The sequence below is a fragment of the Janthinobacterium sp. SUN100 genome (assembly GCF_030397705.1).
Classification (GTDB): Bacteria; Pseudomonadota; Gammaproteobacteria; order Burkholderiales; family Burkholderiaceae_D; genus Janthinobacterium; species Janthinobacterium kumbetense.
Window position 1 is genome coordinate 473,264 of record NZ_JAPUBU010000001.1, and the last position, 21,294, is coordinate 494,557.

Annotated in this window: 15 protein-coding genes; 5 read left to right on the forward strand and 10 right to left on the reverse strand. The window is 63.6% G+C overall.

From position 1 onward, the window contains the following. Nucleotides 1-2 precede the first annotated feature (2 nt). A complete protein-coding gene (gene prsT / locus O0881_RS01885) occupies nucleotides 3-2,786 on the reverse strand; it encodes an XrtA/PEP-CTERM system TPR-repeat protein PrsT (protein ID WP_289909856.1) in 2,784 nt (927 codons plus the stop codon). 213 nt (nucleotides 2,787-2,999) lie between these two features. Between prsT and O0881_RS01890 the strand changes: the two genes are divergently transcribed. Together O0881_RS01890 and O0881_RS01895 are read left to right on the forward strand one after the other, a co-directional pair. Then, nucleotides 3,000-4,322 carry a nucleotide sugar dehydrogenase gene (locus O0881_RS01890; RefSeq protein WP_289909857.1) on the forward strand — a complete coding sequence of 441 codons (1,323 nt, stop codon included), beginning with the start codon at nucleotides 3,000-3,002 and terminating at the stop codon, nucleotides 4,320-4,322. Further along, entirely contained in the window at nucleotides 4,322-5,647 is a 1,326-nt protein-coding gene (locus O0881_RS01895; protein ID WP_289909859.1) for an SDR family oxidoreductase, read from the forward strand. The genes O0881_RS01890 and O0881_RS01895 overlap by 1 nt, the downstream gene beginning before the upstream one ends. Nucleotides 5,648-5,949: 302 nt before the next feature. On the opposite strand, the gene O0881_RS01900 is transcribed toward O0881_RS01895, so the two are convergent. The 3 genes from O0881_RS01900 to O0881_RS01910 are packed head-to-tail and all read right to left on the reverse strand — an operon-like array spanning nucleotide 5,950 to nucleotide 10,774. Beyond that, the gene (locus O0881_RS01900) at nucleotides 5,950-7,506 is read right to left on the reverse strand and encodes a SpoVR family protein (protein WP_289909861.1); all 1,557 of its coding nucleotides are present in this window, start codon (nucleotides 7,504-7,506) and stop codon (nucleotides 5,950-5,952) included. Continuing rightward, nucleotides 7,503-8,756 carry a DUF444 family protein gene (locus O0881_RS01905; RefSeq protein WP_289909862.1) on the reverse strand — a complete coding sequence of 418 codons (1,254 nt, stop codon included), beginning with the start codon at nucleotides 8,754-8,756 and terminating at the stop codon, nucleotides 7,503-7,505. Before O0881_RS01905 ends, O0881_RS01900 begins: the two co-directional genes overlap by 4 nt. Nucleotides 8,757-8,758: 2 nt before the next feature. Beyond that, nucleotides 8,759-10,774 (reverse strand): serine protein kinase, encoded by a 2,016-nt coding sequence (locus tag O0881_RS01910; protein ID WP_289909863.1) that lies wholly within the window; start codon nucleotides 10,772-10,774, stop codon nucleotides 8,759-8,761. Between the two features lie 284 nt (nucleotides 10,775-11,058). On the opposite strand from O0881_RS01910, the gene O0881_RS01915 reads away from it, so the two are divergent. Together O0881_RS01915 and O0881_RS01920 are read left to right on the forward strand one after the other, a co-directional pair. Then, a complete protein-coding gene (locus O0881_RS01915; protein WP_289905039.1) occupies nucleotides 11,059-12,237 on the forward strand; it encodes a hypothetical protein in 1,179 nt (392 codons plus the stop codon). 187 nt (nucleotides 12,238-12,424) lie between these two features. After that, nucleotides 12,425-12,757 carry a hypothetical protein gene (locus O0881_RS01920; RefSeq protein WP_289909864.1) on the forward strand — a complete coding sequence of 111 codons (333 nt, stop codon included), beginning with the start codon at nucleotides 12,425-12,427 and terminating at the stop codon, nucleotides 12,755-12,757. A gap of 78 nt (nucleotides 12,758-12,835) precedes the next feature. Here O0881_RS01920 and O0881_RS01925 read toward each other — a convergent pair whose 3' ends face one another. From O0881_RS01925 to O0881_RS01950, 6 genes are all read right to left on the reverse strand, one after another. Further along, complete coding sequence (locus O0881_RS01925) at nucleotides 12,836-14,275, reverse strand: catalase (RefSeq protein ID WP_289909865.1); 1,440 nt, start codon at nucleotides 14,273-14,275, stop codon at nucleotides 12,836-12,838. A 281-nt stretch (nucleotides 14,276-14,556) separates the two neighbouring features. Beyond that, on the reverse strand, nucleotides 14,557-14,820 hold the full coding sequence (locus O0881_RS01930) for a hypothetical protein (protein ID WP_289909867.1): 264 nt from the start codon (nucleotides 14,818-14,820) through the stop codon (nucleotides 14,557-14,559). A 128-nt stretch (nucleotides 14,821-14,948) separates the two neighbouring features. Then, entirely contained in the window at nucleotides 14,949-15,641 is a 693-nt protein-coding gene (locus O0881_RS01935; protein WP_289909868.1) for a tetratricopeptide repeat protein, read from the reverse strand. A 56-nt stretch (nucleotides 15,642-15,697) separates the two neighbouring features. Continuing rightward, nucleotides 15,698-17,794, reverse strand: coding sequence for a bifunctional 2',3'-cyclic-nucleotide 2'-phosphodiesterase/3'-nucleotidase (locus O0881_RS01940; protein ID WP_289909871.1), 2,097 nt, complete (start codon nucleotides 17,792-17,794; stop codon nucleotides 15,698-15,700). 96 nt (nucleotides 17,795-17,890) lie between these two features. Then, nucleotides 17,891-18,997, reverse strand: a complete 1,107-nt coding sequence (locus tag O0881_RS01945; RefSeq protein WP_289909873.1) for a hypothetical protein — start codon at nucleotides 18,995-18,997, stop codon at nucleotides 17,891-17,893. Nucleotides 18,998-19,027: 30 nt separating this feature from the next. Beyond that, on the reverse strand, nucleotides 19,028-19,612 hold the full coding sequence (locus O0881_RS01950) for a hypothetical protein (protein WP_289909874.1): 585 nt from the start codon (nucleotides 19,610-19,612) through the stop codon (nucleotides 19,028-19,030). Between the two features lie 451 nt (nucleotides 19,613-20,063). Between O0881_RS01950 and zigA the strand changes: the two genes are divergently transcribed. Continuing rightward, the gene (gene zigA, locus O0881_RS01955) at nucleotides 20,064-21,290 is read left to right on the forward strand and encodes a zinc metallochaperone GTPase ZigA (RefSeq protein WP_289909875.1); all 1,227 of its coding nucleotides are present in this window, start codon (nucleotides 20,064-20,066) and stop codon (nucleotides 21,288-21,290) included. Nucleotides 21,291-21,294: the final 4 nt, after the last annotated feature.

Below are 21,294 nucleotides of genomic sequence, written 5' to 3' on the forward strand. Positions count from 1 at the left end.
GCCTACAACTGGGTCAGCAAGGCCTGCGCCGCGGCCCGCTGCGGAAAGTCCTTGTTGGCGGCAAGCAGTTGTTCCAGTTGCTTGCGCGCGCCGCCCTTGTCGCCCGATTTCGCCAGGGCCGCGCCCAGGTGGTATTGCACTTCGGGCGATGCGGGCGCCAGGCCCGCCGCCTTGCGCAGCAGCGTCGTGGCGCGCTTGACGTCGCCTTGCTCCAGCGCGATCCAGCCCAGGGTGTCGAGCACGGCGGCATTCTCGGGCGCCAGCTTCAGCGCCTGCTCGGCCGTGGCCAGCGCGCGCGGATCCTTTTCCTGCTGATACGCCCAGGCCAGATCGTTCAAGGCCACCACGTTGCCCGCATCCTTGGCGACGACATACTGGAACTGTTCGATGGCGGCGCGGTATTGCTTGGCTGCCAGCCGGGTGCCTGCCAGGTAGGTGCGCGTCGGCAAGTCTTCCGGATGTTCTTTCAGCCACGCGGCCATGCGCGCATCGGCTTCGCGCTCCTGTCCCGACGCCTGCAAGGCGCGGTACAGCTGCACCTGCAAGGGGCCGATGGGACTGATGCCGAAGGCGTGCTGATACAGCTTGACGGCTTGCTGCGGCAGCTTCTGTTCCATCAGCACGTCGCCTTCGAGCTTGTAGCCGGCCGCCAGCTTCGGCTGCTGTTCCTGCACTTGCCGCGCCACGGCCAGCGCCTCGCGCTGGCGGTTCAGGGTCAGCAGCATGGCCACTTCCACCACGCGCGCTTCCAGCAGGGCCGGGTCGAGCGCCTGCGCCCGCTTGACGGCTTGCAGCGCATTGTGATGGTCGCCCAGCGCCATGTGCAGGCTGGCGATGCGCATCTGCAAGGGCGCCGACGTGCTCTGTATGCTGGCCAGCTTGATGTAGCTGTCGAGCGCGGCCGGCGCCAGGCCGGCGCTGTATTCCACCTGGGCGCGCAGGGCCAGCGCATCGGCGTCGCCCGGATGGCCCGTCTGCAGGGTGCGCGCCAGTTCCAGCGCCTTGTCGGGCGCGCCCGTCTTCAGGTAAAAGTTACTCAGCAGCAGGGCCGGCGCGACGGCGTCGGGATTGTCGCGGTGGGCCCGTTCGAGCCAGCGCCGCGCCTCGTCCGTCTTGCCCTGCGACGCGGCCAGCTTGGCCAGCGCCGCGCACAGGTCGGCATTTTTCGGCGCCTTCGCCAGCGCCCGCTCGAAGCGCTGCCTGGCTTGCTCCGGCTTTTTCTCGACCAGGTCGATCTGCGCCAGGTTGTTCAGCGCGGGCAGGTAGACCGGGTCCATGCCCAGCGCTTGCTCGAAGCTGGCGCGCGCTGCCGGCAAGTCGTGCAAGGCCAGGTAGACGCCGCCTTTCAGGTTCAGCAGCAAGGGATTCGTGCCTTTCTGCTGTTGCTCCATCATCTTGACGCTGGCCAGGGCCTTGTCGTTCTGCTTGTTGCGCAGCAAGGTCATCACCAGCATGGTACCCGCCTGCGGCGTGCTCTTGTCGAGCATGCTGGCCCGTTCCAGTTCATTGATGGCGCGGCCGTTCTCGCCCTGGCCCAGGCGGCTGATGCCCAGCGCCGCGTGCAGTTTGGCCGTGTCCGGCGCCAGGATGCTGGCCTGTTCGAAATACGCTGTCGCCTTGTCGTACTGGCGCGCGCGCAAGTGGGCTTCGCCAGCCAGCGACAGCAATTCCACGTCTTCTGGGAAGGCGGCCAGCATCGGCTGCAGCAAGTCGATCGCCGCGTCGGTCTTGTTGCGCATCAATTCGATCGACGCCATCATCTTGACGGCATACAGGTGCCGCGGATACACGGCCAGGAAGCGCCTCAGGTAGCTTTCCGCCTGGGGCGGCGAGCCGAGCGCCAGTTGCACGGCGCCGGCCAGCAGGATGGACGGCATGTGGTCGGGCGCCGCCTTGAGCACCAGTTGCAAGCCTTGCAAGGCCGCCTTGTGCTTGCCTTCGCGAAAATCGAGCAGCGCCTGGGTTTGCAGCAAGCCCAGGCTGTTGGGCGCCGTCTTGCGCGCCGTGGCCAGCTGGGCCGCCGCTTCCAGGTAGCGGTTTTCCAGGATGTCGAGGTTGGCCAGGTCGATGTGCGCCTGGGTATTGTCCGGTTTTATCTTGAGGATCTGCATGTAGGCAAGCCGCGCCGCGCCATTCTTGCCTTGCAGGCGCAGCAGGTCGCCCTGCAGGCGCAAGGCGTCGAGGTTGGCGGGCGCGCCTTTCAACGCTTGCGCCAGCAGCAGCTCGGCCGCCGGCACCTGCTGTTGCAGCGCGGCCAGGCGCGCCAGGCCCAGCAAGGCTTCGAGCTGGTCCGGATGGGCTTCCAGCAGGCGCGCGTACACGGCGCGCGCCTCGTCCTGACGGCCCAGGGCCAGCAAGGCGTCGCCGCGCAGGGCCAGCACACTGGCGGGCTGCGCCGCATCGTCGGGGATCTCGGCCAGCACCTTGTCGAACTGGCCCAGCATCAGCCAGGCCTTGCCCAGCAATGGCATCACTTGCTGCGACGCCAGGCCCAATGATTTTGCCTTGCGCAATTCTTTCTCGGCCGACAGCGCTTCGCCCGTGTCGATGTAGATGCTGCCCAGCAGCAAGCGCGCGGCCTTGTTGTCCGGCTCCTTTTGCAGCAAGTTCTTCAACTGGATGATGGCGGCGCGCGCCTCGCCTTTCTGGCGGTATTGCTGCGCGTCGGCCAGCAGGGTCTCGCTGCTCTGCGTGCCGTGGCAAGCCGTCAGCAGGGGCAGCAGCAGGGTGCAACACAGCGCGGCGGCCGGCAGGCCGGGGAAAGGGCGGGGCAGGGAACGGGCCATGGAAGTCTCCGGTAGCGGCGTGCATGAGTGATCGGCATGGCCTAGCTTAAAAAGATGGCCGCCGCTCTCCTTGATTGCGCTCAACAAGCCGCCGATTCTCCGCGCGCCCGCCGACCGCCGCCCCGCGTTCCTTGTTCCCGCTCAAGAATGGCCGGACCGGCGACCGTAGAATTTCCCGGACGGCGATGCTCAGGCCGCAACCCTACGGAGCACATGCATATGGACAGCAAGGCGGATAGCAAGGTGGATGGCAAGGCGGGCGTGGTGGCGGTGGTGGGGCTCGGTTATGTGGGCTTGCAGCTGGCCGTGGCATTCGGCATGCGCCAGCGCACGATAGGCTTTGACTTGTCGGCACGCAAGGTAGAAAGCTACCGGCGCCACATCGACCCGACGGGCGAAGTCAGCCATGAACAGTTGCTGGCGGCGCAAGGGCTGAGCGTCGGCTGCGATCCGGCCGAGCTGCAACTGGCCGATTTCATCGTCGTGGCCGTGCCCACGCCCGTCGACAGCGCGCACAATCCCGATTTCTCGGCCCTGGCCGGCGCCAGCGCGGCCGTGGGCCGCCACATGCGGCGTGGCGCCATCGTCATCTACGAGTCCACCGTGTATCCGGGCGCCACCGAGGAAATCTGCATCCCCCTCCTGGAACAGCATTCGGGCCTGCGCTGGAAGGAAGACTTCCACGTGGGCTTTTCGCCCGAGCGCATCAACCCCGGCGACCGCGACCATACCCTGCACAGCATCCGCAAGGTGGTCTCGGGCGACGACGCCGCCACGCTCGACAAGGTGGCCGCCCTGTATGAAGGCGTGGTCGAGGCGGGCGTGCACCGGGCGTCCAGCATCCGCGTGGCCGAGGCGGCCAAGGTGATCGAAAACACGCAGCGCGACCTGAATATCGCGCTGATGAACGAGCTGGCCATCATCTTTGACCGCATCGGCATCGACACGCTGGAAGTGCTGCAGGCGGCGGGCACGAAATGGAATTTCCTGCCGTTCCGTCCCGGCCTGGTGGGCGGCCACTGCATCGGCGTCGACCCTTATTATCTGACGCACAAGGCGGAAATGCTGGGCTACCACCCGCACGTGATCCTGGCCGGGCGCCGCATCAACGACGGCATGGCCAAGTTCGTGGCGGAAAAGACCATCAAGGAAATGGTGCGGGCAGGTTTCAAGCTGAAGGGAGCGCACGTGAACGTGCTGGGCCTGACCTTCAAGGAAAATTGCCCGGACTTGCGCAACTCGAAAGTGGTCGACATGATCCACGAACTGCAATCGTACGGCGTGCAGGTGCACGTGCACGACCCGGTGGCCGATGGCCGCGAAGCGCTGGAAGAATACGGCCTGACCCTGGAACGCTGGGAGCAGTTGCCGCGGGCCGAGGCCATCATCAGCGCCGTCTCGCACCAGGCCCTGCTGGCGCGGCCGCTGGCGGATTTCCAGGCCAAGGTGCTGGAAAACGGTTGCTTCATCGACATTAAATCGCATTTCGACCCCCGTCCGCTGGAAGACGGCGGCTTGCACGTGTGGCGGCTGTGATGGCGGCCGGTGCCTTCGATCGGGCGGCGGGCGCGGCGCAAGGCGGCCCCGCTGGCGCTCGCACTGGCGTTCTCGCTGGCGGCCCGGCTGCCGGCGCGTACGCGCTGGCCTGCGAACGGCTGGCGCAAGCGCCGCGCCGCTGGCTGGTGACGGGCGTGGCCGGCTTCATCGGTTCGCACTTGCTGGAAACCCTGCTGAACCTGGGGCAGGAAGTGCGCGGCCTCGATAATTTCATGACGGGCCACCGCCACAACCTGGAGCAGGTGCGCGCCAGCGTGGGCGAGCAAGCGTGGCGGCGCTTCACCTTCATCGAAGGCGACATCCGCGACCCGCAGGCGTGCGCGCGCGCGTGCGGGGCAAGCGCTGGCGTGGCAGGCGCTGGCGGCGTCGCAGGTGCAGGTGCCGACATCGCCAGCATCGGCGCCGCTCATGCCGGTCATGCCGGGCGCCATGCGGGTCATGCCGCCGGTGCAAGCGACGGCGGCAGCGAACCTCCGGACGGCCGTGCAGATCCGGACGATCCGGACGGTCCCGGCGCCGGCGCCGGTGACGGCGTTGCCGTCGACTATGTGCTGCACCAGGCGGCGCTCGGTTCCGTCTCCCGTTCGCTGGAAGACCCGCTGCTTTGCCACGCCGTCAATGTCAGCGGCTTCCTGAACATGCTGGCCGCCGCGCGCGAGGCGGGCGTGCGGCGCTTCGTGTATGCCGCTTCCAGCGCCACGTACGGCGACCATCCGGACTTGCCGAAAGTGGAACAACACATCGGCGCGCCCCTGTCGCCATATGCCCTAAGCAAATATGTCAATGAACTGTATGCGCAAGTGTATGCGCGCTGCTACGCCATGCAGACGGTGGGGCTGCGCTACTTCAATGTCTTCGGTCCGCGCCAAGACCCGCTGGGCGCCTACGCTGCCGTCATTCCCCGCTGGATCGCCGCCATGCTGGACAACGAGACCGTGCACATCCACGGCGACGGCGCCACCAGCCGCGACTTTTGCTTCGTGCACAACGCCGTGCAAGCGAATATCCTCGCCGCCACCGGTACCGACCCGGCGGCCGTCAACCAGGTCTACAACGTGGCCGTCAACGCCCGCACCAGCCTGACGCAGCTGCACGCCACCATGCAGCAGATGCTGCTTGCCGCCCGCCCGCAACACGTGCCGCAGGCGCCGCAGTACGGCGAGTTTCGCGCCGGCGACGTGCGCCATTCGCAGGCGGACATTGCCAAGGCGGCCCGCTTGCTCGGCTATGCGCCCACGCACGACCTGGCGCAAGGTCTGCGGCACACCATCGCCTGGTATGTGGCGCAGGCGGACGGGGCTTGAAAAACACGCTGGCCAGGCAGGCACGTGCCGGCCGCGCTTGCGGTACGCGCGCAGGCGGCCGGCGGCGTGCGCGTCCGGCACTGGCCATCGGCAACTTTTCATTGCCAGATATGCATGCCGACATACATATCAGATACAGATACACATACCCGATACACATACCCGATACCCACACCAGATACCCATACCAGATATGTCTACCAGATGCTCATGCCAGATGCGCAGGCTCGCTATCCGTCCGCCTGCCGCCCGGCCGCGAGACCGCCAGACCGCCAGACCGATTGGTGCCTGGTGCCTGGCGTTCAGCGTTGCGTGGGCGGCGCTGTCGGCGTTGCCGACGTTGTTGCTGACGCTGTCGGTGCGGGCGGCTCGAGTACGCCGTCGCTCTTGCTGCGTAGAACCCTTGGCGTGCCCCGAAAGTCAGCCGTATGCAGGGTGACGGGACGGCGCCAGACGCGGGCGATATACGCCAGTACCTGTTCCGCCCGCTCCAGGTCGAGGCCGCGCCCATCGCGCAGGTGGTCGTGGCGCAGCACCAGGCTGCCGTCGTCGTTGAGCAGGGTGACGGCGATGCACGGTGCGCCATAGTTGTATTTGGGCGCCAGGATGGCTTCGCGGATGACCCGCAAGTCGCGGCTGGCCAGCCGTGTTTCGCCGTCGCGGCGGCTTTCATGCACGAACAGGCCCAGGCGGTCAGCCAGTTCGGCATCCAGATAGTTGCGAATAAAACTGCAGTCATCGTCGTCGCGGCAAATCTGGCGCGCCCGCGCCAGTCCTTCGCGTTCGATGATGTGTTCCCACATGCAAAAGCCCAGGTGATAGGGATTGACGGCCAGCGCCTGCTGGTGCTCGCCCGCGTATGGGCGCACCACGTCGGAGTGCGACTTGAGGGCGGCCAGGTACAGGGCCGGCGGCAGGAAATCCGCTTCGCGCAGCAGCCGCGCATGCCAGTACGAGGCCCAGCCTTCGTTCATGATCTGGCAGGCGTACACGGGATAGAAGTAAAACGACTCTTCGCGCACGGCCAGGAAAATATCGCGCTCCCAGTCGGCCAGGTCCGGCCCATGTTGCGCGATGAACCAGAGTAAATCGTACTCGGGCTGCGGCGGCAGGAGCGGGCGCTGCGTCACGCGGGCCCGTGCCGCCTCGCGCGCCGCCAGCGCGGCCGCTTCGCCGGGCAGGCGCCGGTAGCGTCGTGCAAACGGATCGTCGCCCCCGGCGCCACCACGCCTGCCGGCGACACAGGCCGGTCCGGACAGCGCGGCATAGGGCGGGCGGTGCAGCTCGGCGTGGATGTCCACGTGCTGCTCCAGCGCCAGTGCCGCGTCGAGCACGGCCTCCACCTGTTCCTGCCCGTGGCGTTGCAGCGCCATTTCCAGACGTTGCGCCCGCGCCGCGCTCTGTTCCAGGATGTGCTGGCCCGCCATGGCGCCGAAACTCAGGAACAGGGCGTTGCGGCTGGCGAAATCGGCGTGGCCCAGCACGTGGGCCGTGACGAGGGTGTTTTCCGCCAAGGAATTGTGTTCGGCCATGTAGGCATGGCAAGGGTCGCCGGGAAACATGACTTCGAACATATGCGAGTTGCCCATCTTTTGATGCACGAGCTGGTGGATGTAGCGCACGCCGAACGACCAGTGGCGCATGCGCACGGGCAAGCCATAGATGGCGATTTCGGCCATGAAACTGTCCGGCACCAGCTCGAACTCGACGGGGGCGAACGCCAGCCCCAGCTGCCGCGCCAGCGCTTCGATGCGCGCCGCGTAGCCGTCCAGGCCAATTGTGTTCGCCATGTCCGCCGTATCGGCCATATCGGCCATATCGGCCGTGTCGGCGTGGCGCCGGGCGTCATGCCGCGTCATGCCGCGTCCTCCGTATCGGCCGCCTCGTGCCGGAAAAAGGTGCGGATGGCTTCCCACACGTCGTCGTTCTTGCCGAGGATGCTGCTGTGCAAGGGTAAGCCGCGCCGTTCCTGCTCGGCGAACAAGCTGTGCATTTCAGTTTCCAGGCTGCGCGGCACGCCGGGCACGGTTTCCACATAGCCCATATAGTTGAGCAAACCGGCCAGTTCGCCCAGGGCCACGCTGGCCGGTCCCCGGTCTTCGCTGAAATTTTCGCCATCGGAGGCATAGAACAGATAGGCGTTGTAGCGGCCCGGCGCGTAGTGTTCCTGCAGCAATTCGCGGCTCAGGCGAAACGCGGTGGACGCCATGGTGCCGCCCATGCCATTGACCTGGAAGAACTCGGCTTCGGAAAATTCCCAGGCCCGCGTCGTATGGGCGATAAAGCGCGTCTCCACGCGCGCATACCTGCGGCGCAAGCCTTGCAAGGCAAAGAAAAAGAACGATTTGGCCAGCTTGCGCTCGGGCTGCGCCATGCTGGCCGACACGTCCAGCACGAAAAACACGACGGCGTTCGTGCTGGGCCGGGGTTGCGGCAGCACCTGGCGGTAGCGCAAGTCGTCATTGGTAAAGGGCACTGGCTGCGCTTGCAGGGCGCGCCGCTTGATGGCTTCCTTGACGGTGCGCCGCCGGTCCAGCCGCGAACGGGCACCATGCCGGTCCAGGCCGCTACGCACGAGCCGCACGTCGTCGATGGCGCCCAGGTGGCGTGGCGTCAGGTGCGGCAACTCGAAGGCGTCCCACAGCCAGTCGAGTATGTCGTCGATGGGAAACTCCAGCAGCAGGCGCACGGCCCCCTCGCCATCGCCGCCGTCACCTTGCGTGCCGGCCCCGCCCGTGGCGGCGGGCCGGGCCGGGCGCAGGATATCGCCGGGCTGGCCGTCCCCCTGGCCCGCGCCCAAGCTGCTGCGCGCGGGCGCCAGGCGGAAACGCGCATGTTCGAGCAGGCGCATGGGCACGTGCACCGTGCGCTGCTGCGGCCCGCCGATCAGGTCGGGCGTGGCGACCAGCTCGGGCAAGTGCGCCTGCACGGCTTCGCGCACTTTCTGGTTGTGGCGCAGCCAGTCGCGCGCGCCGCGCGAGAACAGCGCATACCAGGGCCGGGCCAGGGCTGGCGCGCCACCCGCCGCCGCGCCTGCGGGGTCCGTGGAATCCCCCCAGGTCGGATGGGCATCCTGGGTGCCGCTGGCTGGCGTCGTGGTGGCGGCCATGGCTATTCCTGCGCCAGCAAGGTGGTCACGTAGTTGAGCGCTTCGCGCGCGCTATGGGCGTCATAGCCATATTCGTCGACCAGGCGCTGCTCGACGGCGGAGATCCTGGCCCGCACGTCGTCGTCGGGCCGCTTGGCCGAGCCGACGAGGCGCAGCACGTCGCGCCGCTGTTCGAACAGGTATTGCTGGATGGCGTCGTGCAATGGCGCATGGCTGGCCAGGCCAAACGCTTCGCCCCGCTTGAAGGCGCTCATGGCCTTGCGCACCACTTCTTGCCGGAAAGATTGCTTGCCCGAGTCGCTGATGTGGATTTTCTCTTCCACGGCGCGCAGGAAGCGCTCGTCGGGACGGCGCTCTTCGCTGGTGATGGGATCGCGGATCTGGCGGTTGTCGAGCATGGCTTCGACTTCATCGAGATATTTGTTCAGCAAGTCTTGCGCTTCTTGCTCAAATGACACGAACAAGGCCTTGTGCACGTCGGCCTTGACCCAGCGGTTATAGAAATCCTTGCGCGTGAGCACCAGGTAATCGACCCATTTGCGCTTGCGCCGCGGTTCGATGCGCGCATCGTTTTCGATGCCGTCTTTCAGGGCCAGCAGCACGTCCATGGTGGACAGGCTGTTGCGCTGGGCGGAAATGATGGCATGCGACAGGGCATTGATGACGAAGCGGGGCGACACGCCCGACAGGCCCTCGTCGGGCGACTTGTCGCGCTCGCGCATGCGGCGCAGGTCGGCCGGCTGCAAGTCGTCGACATCTTCGTTCGCGTAGATGCGCAGTTTCTTGACCAGCTCGGCCTCCTTGTCCTCGCCCTCGGGCATGCGGCTGAGGATGGCAAACACGGCCGCCGCATGCAGCACGTGCGGATCGAGGTGCACGTCGCGGAAGGCGGGCGCGGCCGCGAGGATCAGCTTGCGGTAAATGCGCGCTTCTTCGCGGTAATTGAGCGTATAGGGCACTTGCACGATGACCATGCGGTCGAGCAGCGCCTCGTTTTCGCTCTCTTGCAGGAATTTGCGGAATTCGGCCAGATTCGTGTGCGCGAGGATGGTTTCGTCGAGGTAGATCAGGGGGAAGCGCGACACCTTGACATTCTTTTCCTGCGTCAAGGTCAGCAGCAAGTAGAGGAATTCCCGCTTGACCTTGAGGATTTCGATCATTTCCAGCATGCCGCGGCTGGCCGCATACACGGCGCCGGACCACGACCAGGCGCGCGGATCGCCTTCGTCGCCGTATTGCGCCACTTTCGACAGGTCGACGGAACCGACCAGGTCGGCCAGGTCGGCCGTCGTGGGATCGTGCGGCGCATACGTGCCGATGCCGCAGCGGCCCGCTTCGGATAAATGGATGCGCTCGACGGGCATGCGCAGGAAGTCGCCCGCATACTGCTCTTCCAGGCGGGCGCGGCAATGTGGACACAGTTCGCCCTGCAGTTCGGCATCATAGCTGGCGCGAAAGTCGGCGCGCATGCTGTGCGGCACCAGGTGCAGCGGCGATTCGTGCACGGGACAGCCGGCGATGCCGTACAGCGCGCCTTCGCTGCTGTGGCTGTATTCTTCCAGGCCCCGCTTGAGCAGGATCACCATGGTCGACTTGCCGCCCGATGGCGGGCCCAGCAACAGCAACATGCGGCGGCCCACTTCGGAGCCGGCGGCGGCCGCCTTGAAGTAGGCGGCGACCCGGTCGATCGCCTCGTCGATGCCGAACAGCTCGTCGTCGAACAGGCGGCAGCGGAAGCGCCCGTTGCCGTCGGTCTGGCCATTCCAGCGCATCATGTCCCACAGGTACTGGTGCGCACTGCGCGTCAGCAGGGCGGCGCGGCCGGGCAGGATTTGCTCGAGGAAGTCGGCAAAACTGCCGCGCCAGGGAGTGATGCGGTGTTTTTCCGCGCAGGCCGCCATGCCGTGCACGAAACCCGCATGCTGGGCCGCGCCACCGGCGTCCGTCGTATTGTCGGCGGCTGTATTGGCGCCGGCTGAGGCCGCTGCCGCAGGGGCGTCGTCGGATTGGCGTGTCATACCAGGGCTCGTTATTGCAGGGCTCGTCATTGTTTCCCCATCCTTGCTGTTGCTGGCGTTGCTGCCGTGGAGCAGGCCCGGTTCCAGCCTGTCGGCCAAGTATACGGCGGCGCCTCTGCCCGCACGCCTGATCCCGCTCAACATTGGCGAGGGAACTATTTTTGTACTCGCTGGCCCCCATTGGGGCAGGGTAGCCTGGCATCCGCGCGGTTCAATCCAGATCAATACCGGCCCGCGCAGCCCGTCCACACTGGAAGCTTGCGGCGACCCACGAGGAGAACACGATGATAGGCAACGAGAATGGTTTCAGCGCCCCGCCCGGCAGCAGCGGCAGGGGACAGAGCGCGGACGATGAAGAGGCCGTCGGCCAATTTTCCGTCCCCGGCGAAGACGACAATACGATCGAGAGCGCGTCCGTCGCGGATGTGCCCGACGCCCTGAGCGGCGTCAGCATGGAATTGCTGGAAATCAAGCGCAGCATCGAGGACGGCATGCGGCAAAGCATCGCGCAAGCGGGCGGCGCGCGCGCGGCCGACGCCTTCAGCGACAGCGGCAATATCCAGGGCGTGTCCATCGGCCTGGGCGAGGGCGCCAGCGACAGCTCGTCCGGCGAGCCGGGCTTGCCGGCCCTGACCCTGTACGTGGCCGAGCCCACTTCCGTCGACCGCGCCAAGGCTGCCATCGTGGGGGCCATGGGCGTGCGCGCCGTGGCCAGCGACAAGGTACCCGTCAACATCGTCGTCACGGGCGTGATCGATGCGCAGCCCCACCGTTTCCGCCTGCGCCCCGCGCCGGGCGGCGTGTCGGTCGGGCATTTCCGCATCACGGCCGGCACCATCGGCTGCCTGGCCGTGGGGCGCAGCGCGCCGCGCAACAGCCGCCTGATGATTCTTAGCAATAATCACGTGCTGGCCAATTCCAACGGCGGCGTGTTCAACGACTGTATCGTGCAGCCTGGCCCCATCGACGGCGGCCGCTGCCCGCAAGACCAGGTGGCCGTGCTCGAGCGCTTCGTGCCCATCAATTTCAGCGGCGGCGTCAATTTTGTCGATTGCGCCACCGGCTGGGCCTGGCCAGACAGGGTGCGTCCGGAACTGGTCTACCTGAGCGGCGGCGTGCCCGCCTACTTCCGTATCAGCAATGCGCTCGTGGCGCCCGCACTGGGCATGATGGTCGGCAAGTCCGGCCGCACGACGCAATTGACGCAGGGCCGCATCACGGGCCTGGGCGCCACCATCAACGTCAATTACGGCGGCGGCAGGATCGCCCTGTTCCAGGACCAGATCGCCATCACGGGCGTCAGCGGGGCGTTCAGCGCGGGCGGCGATTCCGGCTCGTCCATCTGGACCTGGAACCAGCAGCGCAATCCCGTCGGCTTGCTGTTTGCCGGCGGCGGCAATATCACGTTTGCCAACCAGATGCGGCGCGTGGTGGTGGCGCTCGACATCAATTTGTACACCTGAGCACGCCTTAGGAGCCGGCCGGGCGGCCCCGCGCCGCCTTGCCCGGCGCTGTTTTTTGCACGATGACGATCTTGCTCAAGGGCGGCGGTCGCGCATGCTCTTGGCCGGCGAAGCGTGCTGCAGCGCCGGTTGGCCGGGTGTATCATGCAAGGCATCGGGAGGGTTTGTCATATCAGGAGGGTGTGTCATGTCAAACAGTAAGTTCGCACAATCGCCATATGCCGTCTTCGAGGACGCCGCCATGCCGTATTTGCCGGATGCCCCCCCTGGACAGGGCCTGGGGCAGCATGCCCAGGCCGCACCTCAGGGCCGCCTGGAAGCGGCCAGGCGGCGCAACGAGCGGGCGCTGATGGCCATCGACGGCGTGGAAGGCGTCAGCCTGGGGCAGACGGCCGTGGGCAAGGAAGCGCTCGTCGTGTACTTGCGCGACTCGTCCGTCAAGCGGCGCGTGCCGTTGCAGGTCGAGGGTTATCCGGTGGAAACGAGCATCACGGGCCAGATCGATATCCAGCGCCGCTAGGCCAGCCGGCCTGGCGGCGGGGGTACCAGGCCGCGGATGGTGGCAGAAGGCCTGTCGCCAGGCCTTCCGTGTTTACTGTCAGCCTGGGCTCAGGCGACCGATCGCTGCGGCCACGCCCGCGCCATAGGCGGGGTCGCACAGCGTGCAGTTGCCGATGTGGCGTTGCTTGACTTGCTCCGAGGCGCCCGAGATGGCGCGCGCCGTATTGTCGAACAAGGCTTGCTGCTGCACCGCGGTCATCAAGCGGAACAGGGCGCGGGGCTGCGAATAGTAATCTTCGTCGACGCGGTGGTTCCAGTGGTCGGCCGCGCCTTCGATGCTGAGCGGCGGCTCGCGGAAATCGGGCTGCTCGGCCCATTCCTGCTCGCTGTTCGGTTCATAGCCCAAGGTCCCGCCCTGGTTGCCGTCGACCCGCATCTGGCCGTCGCGGTGATAGCTGTGGAACGGGCATTTCGGCGCGTTGACGGGAATATGGCTATGGTTGACGCCGAGGCGGTAGCGCTGCGCGTCGCCATACGAGAACAGCCGGCCTTGCAGCATCTTGTCCGGTGAAAAGCTGATGCCGGGCACCACGTTGGCCGGATTGAAGGCCGCTTGCTCCACTTCCGCAAAATGGTTGTCGGCATTGCGGTTCAGTTCCAGCACGCCCACCTCGATCAGCGGATAGTCGCCGTGCGGCCACACTTTCGACAGGTCGAACGGGTTGAGGTGATACGTGCCTGCCTCTTTTTCCGGCATGATCTGTACGTACAGCGTCCAGCGGGGGAAATCCTTGTTTTCGATGCTTTCATACAGGTCGCGGTGCGAGCTTTCGCGGTCCTTGCCCACCAGCGCCTCCGCTTCCGCATCCGTCAGGTTCTGGATGCCTTGCTGGGTTTTAAAGGTGAACTTGACCCAGAAACGCTCGTTTTGCGCATTCAGGAAGCTGAAGGTATGGCTGCCGAAGCCATGCATGTGGCGGAAGCTGCGCGGCAAGCCCCGGTCGCTCATCACCACCGTCACCTGGTGCAGGGCTTCCGGCAGCGAGGTCCAGAAATCCCAGTTGCTGTTGGCGCTACGCAAGCCCGTGCGCGGGTCGCGCTTGATGGCGTGATTCAAATCGGGAAATTTCAAGGGGTCGCGCATGAAAAACACGGGCGTGTTGTTGCCGACCAGGTCCCAGTTGCCTTCTTCCGTATAAAACTTCAGGGCGAAGCCGCGGATATCGCGTTCCGCGTCCGCCGCCCCCCGTTCGCCCGCCACCGTGGAAAAGCGCGCGAACATCGGCGTTTTCTTGCCCACTTCGCCAAAGATTTTCGCCCGCGTGTAGCGCGTGATGTCGTGCGTGACGGTGAACGTGCCGTGCGCGCCGGACCCCTTGGCATGCATGCGGCGCTCGGGAATGACTTCGCGGTCGAAGTGGGCCAGCTTTTCCAGGAACCACACATCTTGCAGCAGGGCGGGGCCGCGCGGGCCGGCCGTCTGGATGTTCTGGTTGTCGACTACGGGCGCGCCAAAGGCGGTGGTCAGCTTTTTCATTGGACTCTTTCTTTATAGGGGAGGTCAACGGACGAGCCAGGGCCTACCCAAACACTGGCTGGGCTGAGCGTGTACGACGTGCTCACCGAGGCTGGTCCAGAGTAACAAATTTCTAAAAAGCAAATTCAGTGTAATCCATTTCGGAGCCGGCAACAGCCCCGCCGCGTCCGGGGAAGCGGCTTGCCAATCATAGCCTCTCGGCCTTGTCCAGCCCAACACGATTGACCTGGCGCAAAGCGCAGCGTGATTTTCCGACGTATTGGCGATATGTATTGGCGGTATCAGCGATATTGGGCCCAGTTCGCCCGCAGCCACGTCAGCACGGCGGCATGGCCGCGCATGTCGGCGGGCAAGTGGCGCTGGATCAGGCGTTCGCATTTCAAGGCCGTCGCCAGGCTGCCGCCGGACCAGCTGTTGCAGCTGTACAGCACTTCATACCATTCGTGGCGGTTCAGCAGGCTGCTGTCGGGGATGCCGCGCTGCGCCGGGTCGTCGCCGGCCGCCGGGCCATCCGGATAGCTGAACTGCAAGTCGCTCTTTGTCATGGGGCCCAACCGGTGATCTGCCATGCCTGCCTCGCGATGAAGTTGTGCGCGAACACCTGTCCGTGCCAGGCAAGCTTATGCCACCGGTAAGCATTCCATTTGGCAATATGGGCCGGCCTTGACCTGGATTAAAACTTGTTCCAGTTATTGTGCCGGTGCTCCGTCGCTTCCTTCATCAGGTGGCCGGCGCGCAGGGCGTCGTCCGCTTGCACCGTCATGGCCAGTTCCTGGATGGCGGGCGGGTATTCGTGGTGGGCCGCTTCTTCCAGCAATTCGCGACCTTTTACCAGATCGCGCGGCACGCCGCGGCCTTCGCGGTAGGCGTTGTACAGCAGGAACATGGCGTGTGGATTGCCCAGCTCGCTGGACTTGTCCAGCCAGTGCGCGGCGGTCACGGCGTCTTTCGGCACGCCTTCGCCATTCGCGGCAAGCAAGCCCAGCATCAGGGCCGCCTTCGCGTGGCCTTGCTGCGCCGCCTGGCGGTACCACAGCCAGGCCTGGGCCGGCGTGGCCGCGCGCAGCATCTGGCCCAGCTCGAAGGCCGCTTCCGTGTCGCCCGCGCGGGCCGCCTGTTCGAACAGGCTCAAGGCCTCGGCACGGCGTTCGGTACGGGGCTGGTAAATCAGCGCCAGTTCGCGCTCGGCGACGGGCATGTCCTTGCCGGCCCAGCTGCGCACCTTGCGCTCGGCCTGGAGGTCGCCCGCCTGGCGCGCATGCATGGCGACGGCTTCGATTTCCGCCGCCGTGGGCGGTGGCGACGCCTGGCAAGCGGCCAGGACGGAGGCCAGCACGACGGCGGGCAGGGAGAGTGCGTGTTTCATTGTGATCAGCTTTCATCAAAACGGGCCGGAACTGCGCTTGTTCCGGCCCTCGGACTTTATTTGCTCAGGTCGATGCGGTACTTGGCAAAGCCGCTGGCGTCGAGTCCGCCTTCGGCCGCCACGTTGGTGATGCCGCTGCCTTGCGCCAGCGCCAGATGGCCGGGCGCCGAGCGCAGGATCACGGGACCGGCCGTGGCCGTCTTGACGAAGCTCCAGCTGCGCGCGCTGCCATTGTTGGCCAGAGTCACCTTGCCGCCCTTGGTGCTCAGCGACGCCAGGTAATTGCTGACCACGGCCTGGTTCGCATCGGGCGACTTGATGATGGTCTTGCTGCCATCGATGCCCGGCACGGCGCCGCCGCCGCCGGCGCGGTAATCGTTGGTGGCGACGATGAAGTCATCGCCATCGGCGACCGGTGCGCCCTTGTACGTGAGGTTGACGATGCGGCTGCCCGGTTTTTTCGTCACGTCGATCTGGTATGTCAGTGCATTGTTTTCCGCGTAGAACACGTCATAGTTATAGATCGTGCCATACGACGGCACCAGGTCTTGCTCGGCGCTGCTGGCCGGGTCGATCTGGTTGAATTGTTTGGCCGACGTTTCCAGCCAGGCTTTCAAGTCCGCGCCCTTGATCTTCACGGCTTGCAGGTTGTTGTTGCTATATAAATACAGGTCACCCGGATTGCGCACTTGCAAGCCGACCGGCGCGGCCGGGGAGGCGCCTGCCGCCACGTCCGTGAAGTCCGATGGCCCGTTGCGGCCCGCCTTGAATGGCGCGCTGCAGGAAATGACGGGGATGTTCTTGTAGCTGGACAAGGTGGCATCCGTGCTGGTGGCGATGAAATTTTTCACGTAATCGAGTTGCGCCTGGTTCACCAGCTGGATGGCGCTGACGTCGCCCACCAGCGCGAAATAGGCGGACATCTCGAAATCCGTGCTGATGCCCAGCGGTTGCTTGGCGTAGGCGATGGTGGCCGCGTGCTCCGTGGCGACCAGCGGGGCGATGGCCGGGTCGGCGTTCACGAGGGTCTTGCCATCGGTGTATTTGAAGCCGCGCGATTCCACCGTCGTCTTGGCCGGCTGCACCACCCACTTGCCGTCCTGGTAGGCCATGGTCAGCTTGATGATGCCCAGGCGGCGGCCCCAGCTTTGCGCCATGACGGTGGGCACGCCATTGACGAAGCCTTTCTCGGCATCGATCTTGGCGCTGGCGGGGAAGGCGGCGAATGAGGCGTCCAGGGCGGCCGCGCCCGTTTCCTTGCCTTTCGGGAAGATCAAGTGCGAGTGGCCGATCATCAAGGCGTCGATGCCCGTGCTGGTCAGGTGATAGCTGCCGTTTTCCATCTTCGGGCTGTAGGGACTGGTATCCAGGCCGCCGTGCGACAGGGCCACGACGAGGTCGGCGCCCTTGCTGCGCAATTCCGGCACGTATTGTTTCGCCGCTTCCTGCACGCCCGTCACGCTGACTTTGCCAGCGAGTACTTTCTGATCCCATTCGAGGATTTGCGGCGGCACAAAGCTCAGCACGCCCACATTGATTTTCACGGTCAGCTTGCTGCCGTCGGGCGCCGTGGCGGCGAAATCGCGGGGCAGCAGGGTGTAGGGCTGGAAAATCGGCTTGCCGCTGGACACGCCGACGACATTGCTCAGCACGGAAGGGAAGGCGGGCGCGCCGCACGTGCCCGTCGGCTTGGCCACGCCGGGAATGCCGAAATCCGTGTTGGTGATCTGGCTCAGGTAAGGCAAGCCGTAGTTGAATTCGTGGTTGCCCATGCCGCCCGCATCGTATTTCAGCGCGTTCATGGCCTTGTGCACGGCCAAGGTGCCGCTGCAGGGAACGGGCGCGGCCACGGCTTGCAGGTCGGCCAGCAAGGTGCCCTGGATGACGTCGCCATCGTCGAGCAAGACGTTGTTCGGATTTTCCGCGCGCGCCGCCTGGATCAGGGTCGACGTGCGTTCCAGGCCCAGGCTCGTGTCTTCGGCCAGCGCGTAATAGTTATAGCTGAGGACATTCGAGTGGATGTCCGTGGTTTCCAGCAAGGCGACGGTGACCGTCGTGCCTTCTGGAATGGCCGGCGCCGTGTTCGAACTGCCGTTGCAACCGACGAGACCTGCACTTGCCAGCGCCGCCAGCATGACCCAATTTGTTTTCATTGCCGCCCTTAGAATGATTCAAAAGACGCGACTGTAACGCCGGCATATGACGCCACCATGACAGTGTGGCAGGGCGCATGGCGTCGTGCCGGCGCATCAATGCGCCGGCAGCTTTATCAACACCTCATTGCTGAAGTATGGTTCATCCTCCACCCAGAAAATATAGTCCAGGCCCAGGTAGTTGCGGGCAAAGTCGAGGACATCCTCGACCGAGTTTTTTTTCCCGGTGCGGGGATTGATCTGGCGCAGATTGCCGTCTTGCACGGCCATGCCTTTGACCAGATCGGCCGGGTAGTCCTTGATGAAGCCGTAGCTTTGGCCCATATGGCTTTTTCGATACGGCATCAGGTCGGGGCCGCCCACGCCCATTTGCAGCGTTTGCGCTTGCGCAAACACGCTGCGCATATAACCCTTGTCGCTCCACGGAAGCCATTCACCTGGCAAAAAATTCAAATACACCATGGTATTGGTGTGAGGAAAGGCGCCGGCCAGCACCCGCATGTTTTCCTTGATGGCATCGACATACTGTTGCGGCTTGAAATCATCGGGAAAAATCGTATTTCCTTTACCGTCTTCGACGCCGATGTCGATCGAGCTTTCGCTGAAATTAATGCCCTCGATTTTTCCGTCGAATTCCTGGCCCAGCGCCCGGATCAAGCGCTGGTAACGGTCGCGCACCGGTTGTTCCCACATCTTTGGCGACCAGCCGTATTCATCATCCGTCACCGGTTTGTGCGGGTCGCGCTCCGGCGCCGAGAGCATGCTTTGCTTGATGATGCCGCCCTGGTAGCGAGGATCGCTGAGCAGATAGGCCGGCACATTATGGCGCGGCGTGAAGGATTTTTCCTGCAGTTGTATCCACAGTTTTTTGCCGATTGAATCGAGAAAGGCGATGTCGTGGCGGATCGCCGAAAAATCATACCGGTCCTGTTGCGGCTCCAGGCTGCGCCAGGTGTAGACGATTTGCGCGCCACGGAAGCGGGCATCGTTTAACGCTTTATCCGAGCGGATGTTTTCCCCGTTCAGTTCACGGTGACTAAAGTAAAGATAGTGCTGGATCGGCTTTTTTATGTCTGCGGCAATGGCGCTGCCCATCATCAAAACAAGTACGGCAAGAAGCCTTATGGAGTTGCGCAAGAACATCGATTCCTTGGTGATTGTGAAAATTGAACTGTGGCAAGATGGAGTATCTTCACGCGCCATGCAAGCACAATTGATCAAGCGCGACAAAATCTAATTTTGTATCAAATCTATATCTTCTGCTGATCTTTTGGCCAATTCAGGATTATTGCTATTATTTAAAACCCAGAGAGCAAGCTTGCCATTTTCAATAATTTCTTTTTTGGAATAGATTGTACTAAAATAATCCTGTAGTTTGTTATTGTCTGTCGGTAACGGCAAATTTTTCATCTCTTCAGGGATATCTTCGAAGTAATACCTTGATTTTTCCAATGAAGGATACTTCTTTAGCAAATAATCATTCACGGTATATGGCTCATAATTTCCCACGAATAAGTCTTTTGTCAAAATTCCTGTAATTGTAATTTTATCGATATGTTTTTTTAAATATTCAAAATTCTCTTTTGTGGTCGAGAAGTCGGATTGTAAAATTGTGTTATTTTTCGACAATTGCCTGACCACAGAAAGCCGAACATGATCGCCATTGATCTCTATTACTTTGAAAATGTAATAATCCGTTCGAATGCTTTGGCTTCCACCATTAACCCCTGTTGTTTTGTTGAAAATAAAACTTCCAATTTGCAATTTATGCTCAGGGCTGTTAATGGTTTGTTTCCATACATACGGGTTGTAAATCATTTTCTTAAAAGAATATATGGAGATGAGCGCGAGCAGGCTTATTATCAGTATTTTTTTCATTGGCTAGGCGAGAATAAAATATTTAAGAGCGGCTTGCTAAGGGCTAATAAAATCGAAGCCAGCCGATGTGATGCTCGCGCGGCCGCACGGCTGAGAAGCACGGCTGTATGTCTGCACGGGGGGGCAGAATCAGTCTTCATCGCATCATCCAGGGGCTGTCGACAACAGTTCAGCCGCCATGCGCTTACTTCGATGGCATCGCCGACGAGTTCGCACTCTAGCACGTCGAGGGCCGGGATACTGATCCTGCTGGTAGCGCATGGATTCCTCTTTTTCACGGTGGCAGGCAAAGATCGCCAGACAAATGCAAGTTGGTTGCATTATAATTCGAAAACGCAATTCATTTGCATTAGTGCGACCTTCGCCAACTCAGCCAGCCTAAGGAATCCCCATGCCACAGCGCAAACTCCCTGTCACCGTCCTGTCCGGCTTTCTCGGCGCCGGCAAGACCACCTTGCTCAACCACATACTGCGCAACCGCGAAGGCAAGCGCGTGGCCGTCATCGTCAACGACATGAGCGAAGTCAATATCGACGCTTCGCTCGTCAGGGATGGCGCCGAGGCGGCCGGCGCGGCCCTGTCGCGCACGGAAGAAAAACTCGTGGAAATGTCCAACGGCTGCATCTGCTGCACCCTGCGCGACGATTTGCTGCTGGAAGTGCGGCGCCTGGCCGCGGAAGACCGCTTTGATTACCTGCTGATCGAATCGACGGGCGTGGGCGAGCCGATGCCCGTGGCCGCCACTTTCGATTTCGAGGATGAGCACGGCGACAGCTTGAACGACGTGGCGCGCATCGACTGCATGGTCACCGTCGTCGACTGCGCCAATTTGCTGGCCGATTTCCACAGCGAAGACAGCCTGGAGCAGCGCGGCGAAATCGCGGGCGAGGGCGACGACCGCCAGCTGGCCAATTTGCTGACAGAACAGATCGAATTTGCCAATGTCATCGTCCTCAACAAGGTCGACATGGTGGCGGCGGACGAGCGCCTGCGCGTGCTGGCCATTTTAAAAGCCTTGAATCCCGGCGCGCGCATCATCGAAACGAACCAGTCCGTCGTGCCGCTGGACGCCATCCTGGGCACGAACATGTTCGACCTGGAGCAGGCGGCCGGCATGCCGGGCTGGGCCCAGGAGCTGGCCGGCGTGCATGCGCCGGAAACGGAAACGTATGGCATCAGCAGCTTCGTCTACCGCGCGAAGGAGCCGTTCCACGCGCAGCGCCTGCACGATTACATTGCCCAGCCGATCAAGGGCGTGGTGCGCAGCAAGGGATATTTTTGGCTGGCCAGCCGGCCCGAATGGGTGGCCAGCCTGTCCGGCGCGGGCAAGCTGATGAATATCGAACCCGTGGGCTTGTGGTGGGCGTCCGTGCCGAAGGAACGCTGGCCCACGGATGCGGCCTCGCTGGCGGAAGTCAAGGCGGGCTGGAGCGAGCCATATGGCGACCGCTACCAGGAGCTCGTCTTCATCGGCCAGGACATGGACCAGGCCGCCATCGAGGCCGACTTGAAGAAATGCCAACTCAACACCACGGAAACGCGCCAGGGCATGGCCGCCTGGCGCAAGCTGCCGGACCCGTTTCCCCAATGGCAGCGCATGGAAGAACTGGAAGATTAACCAT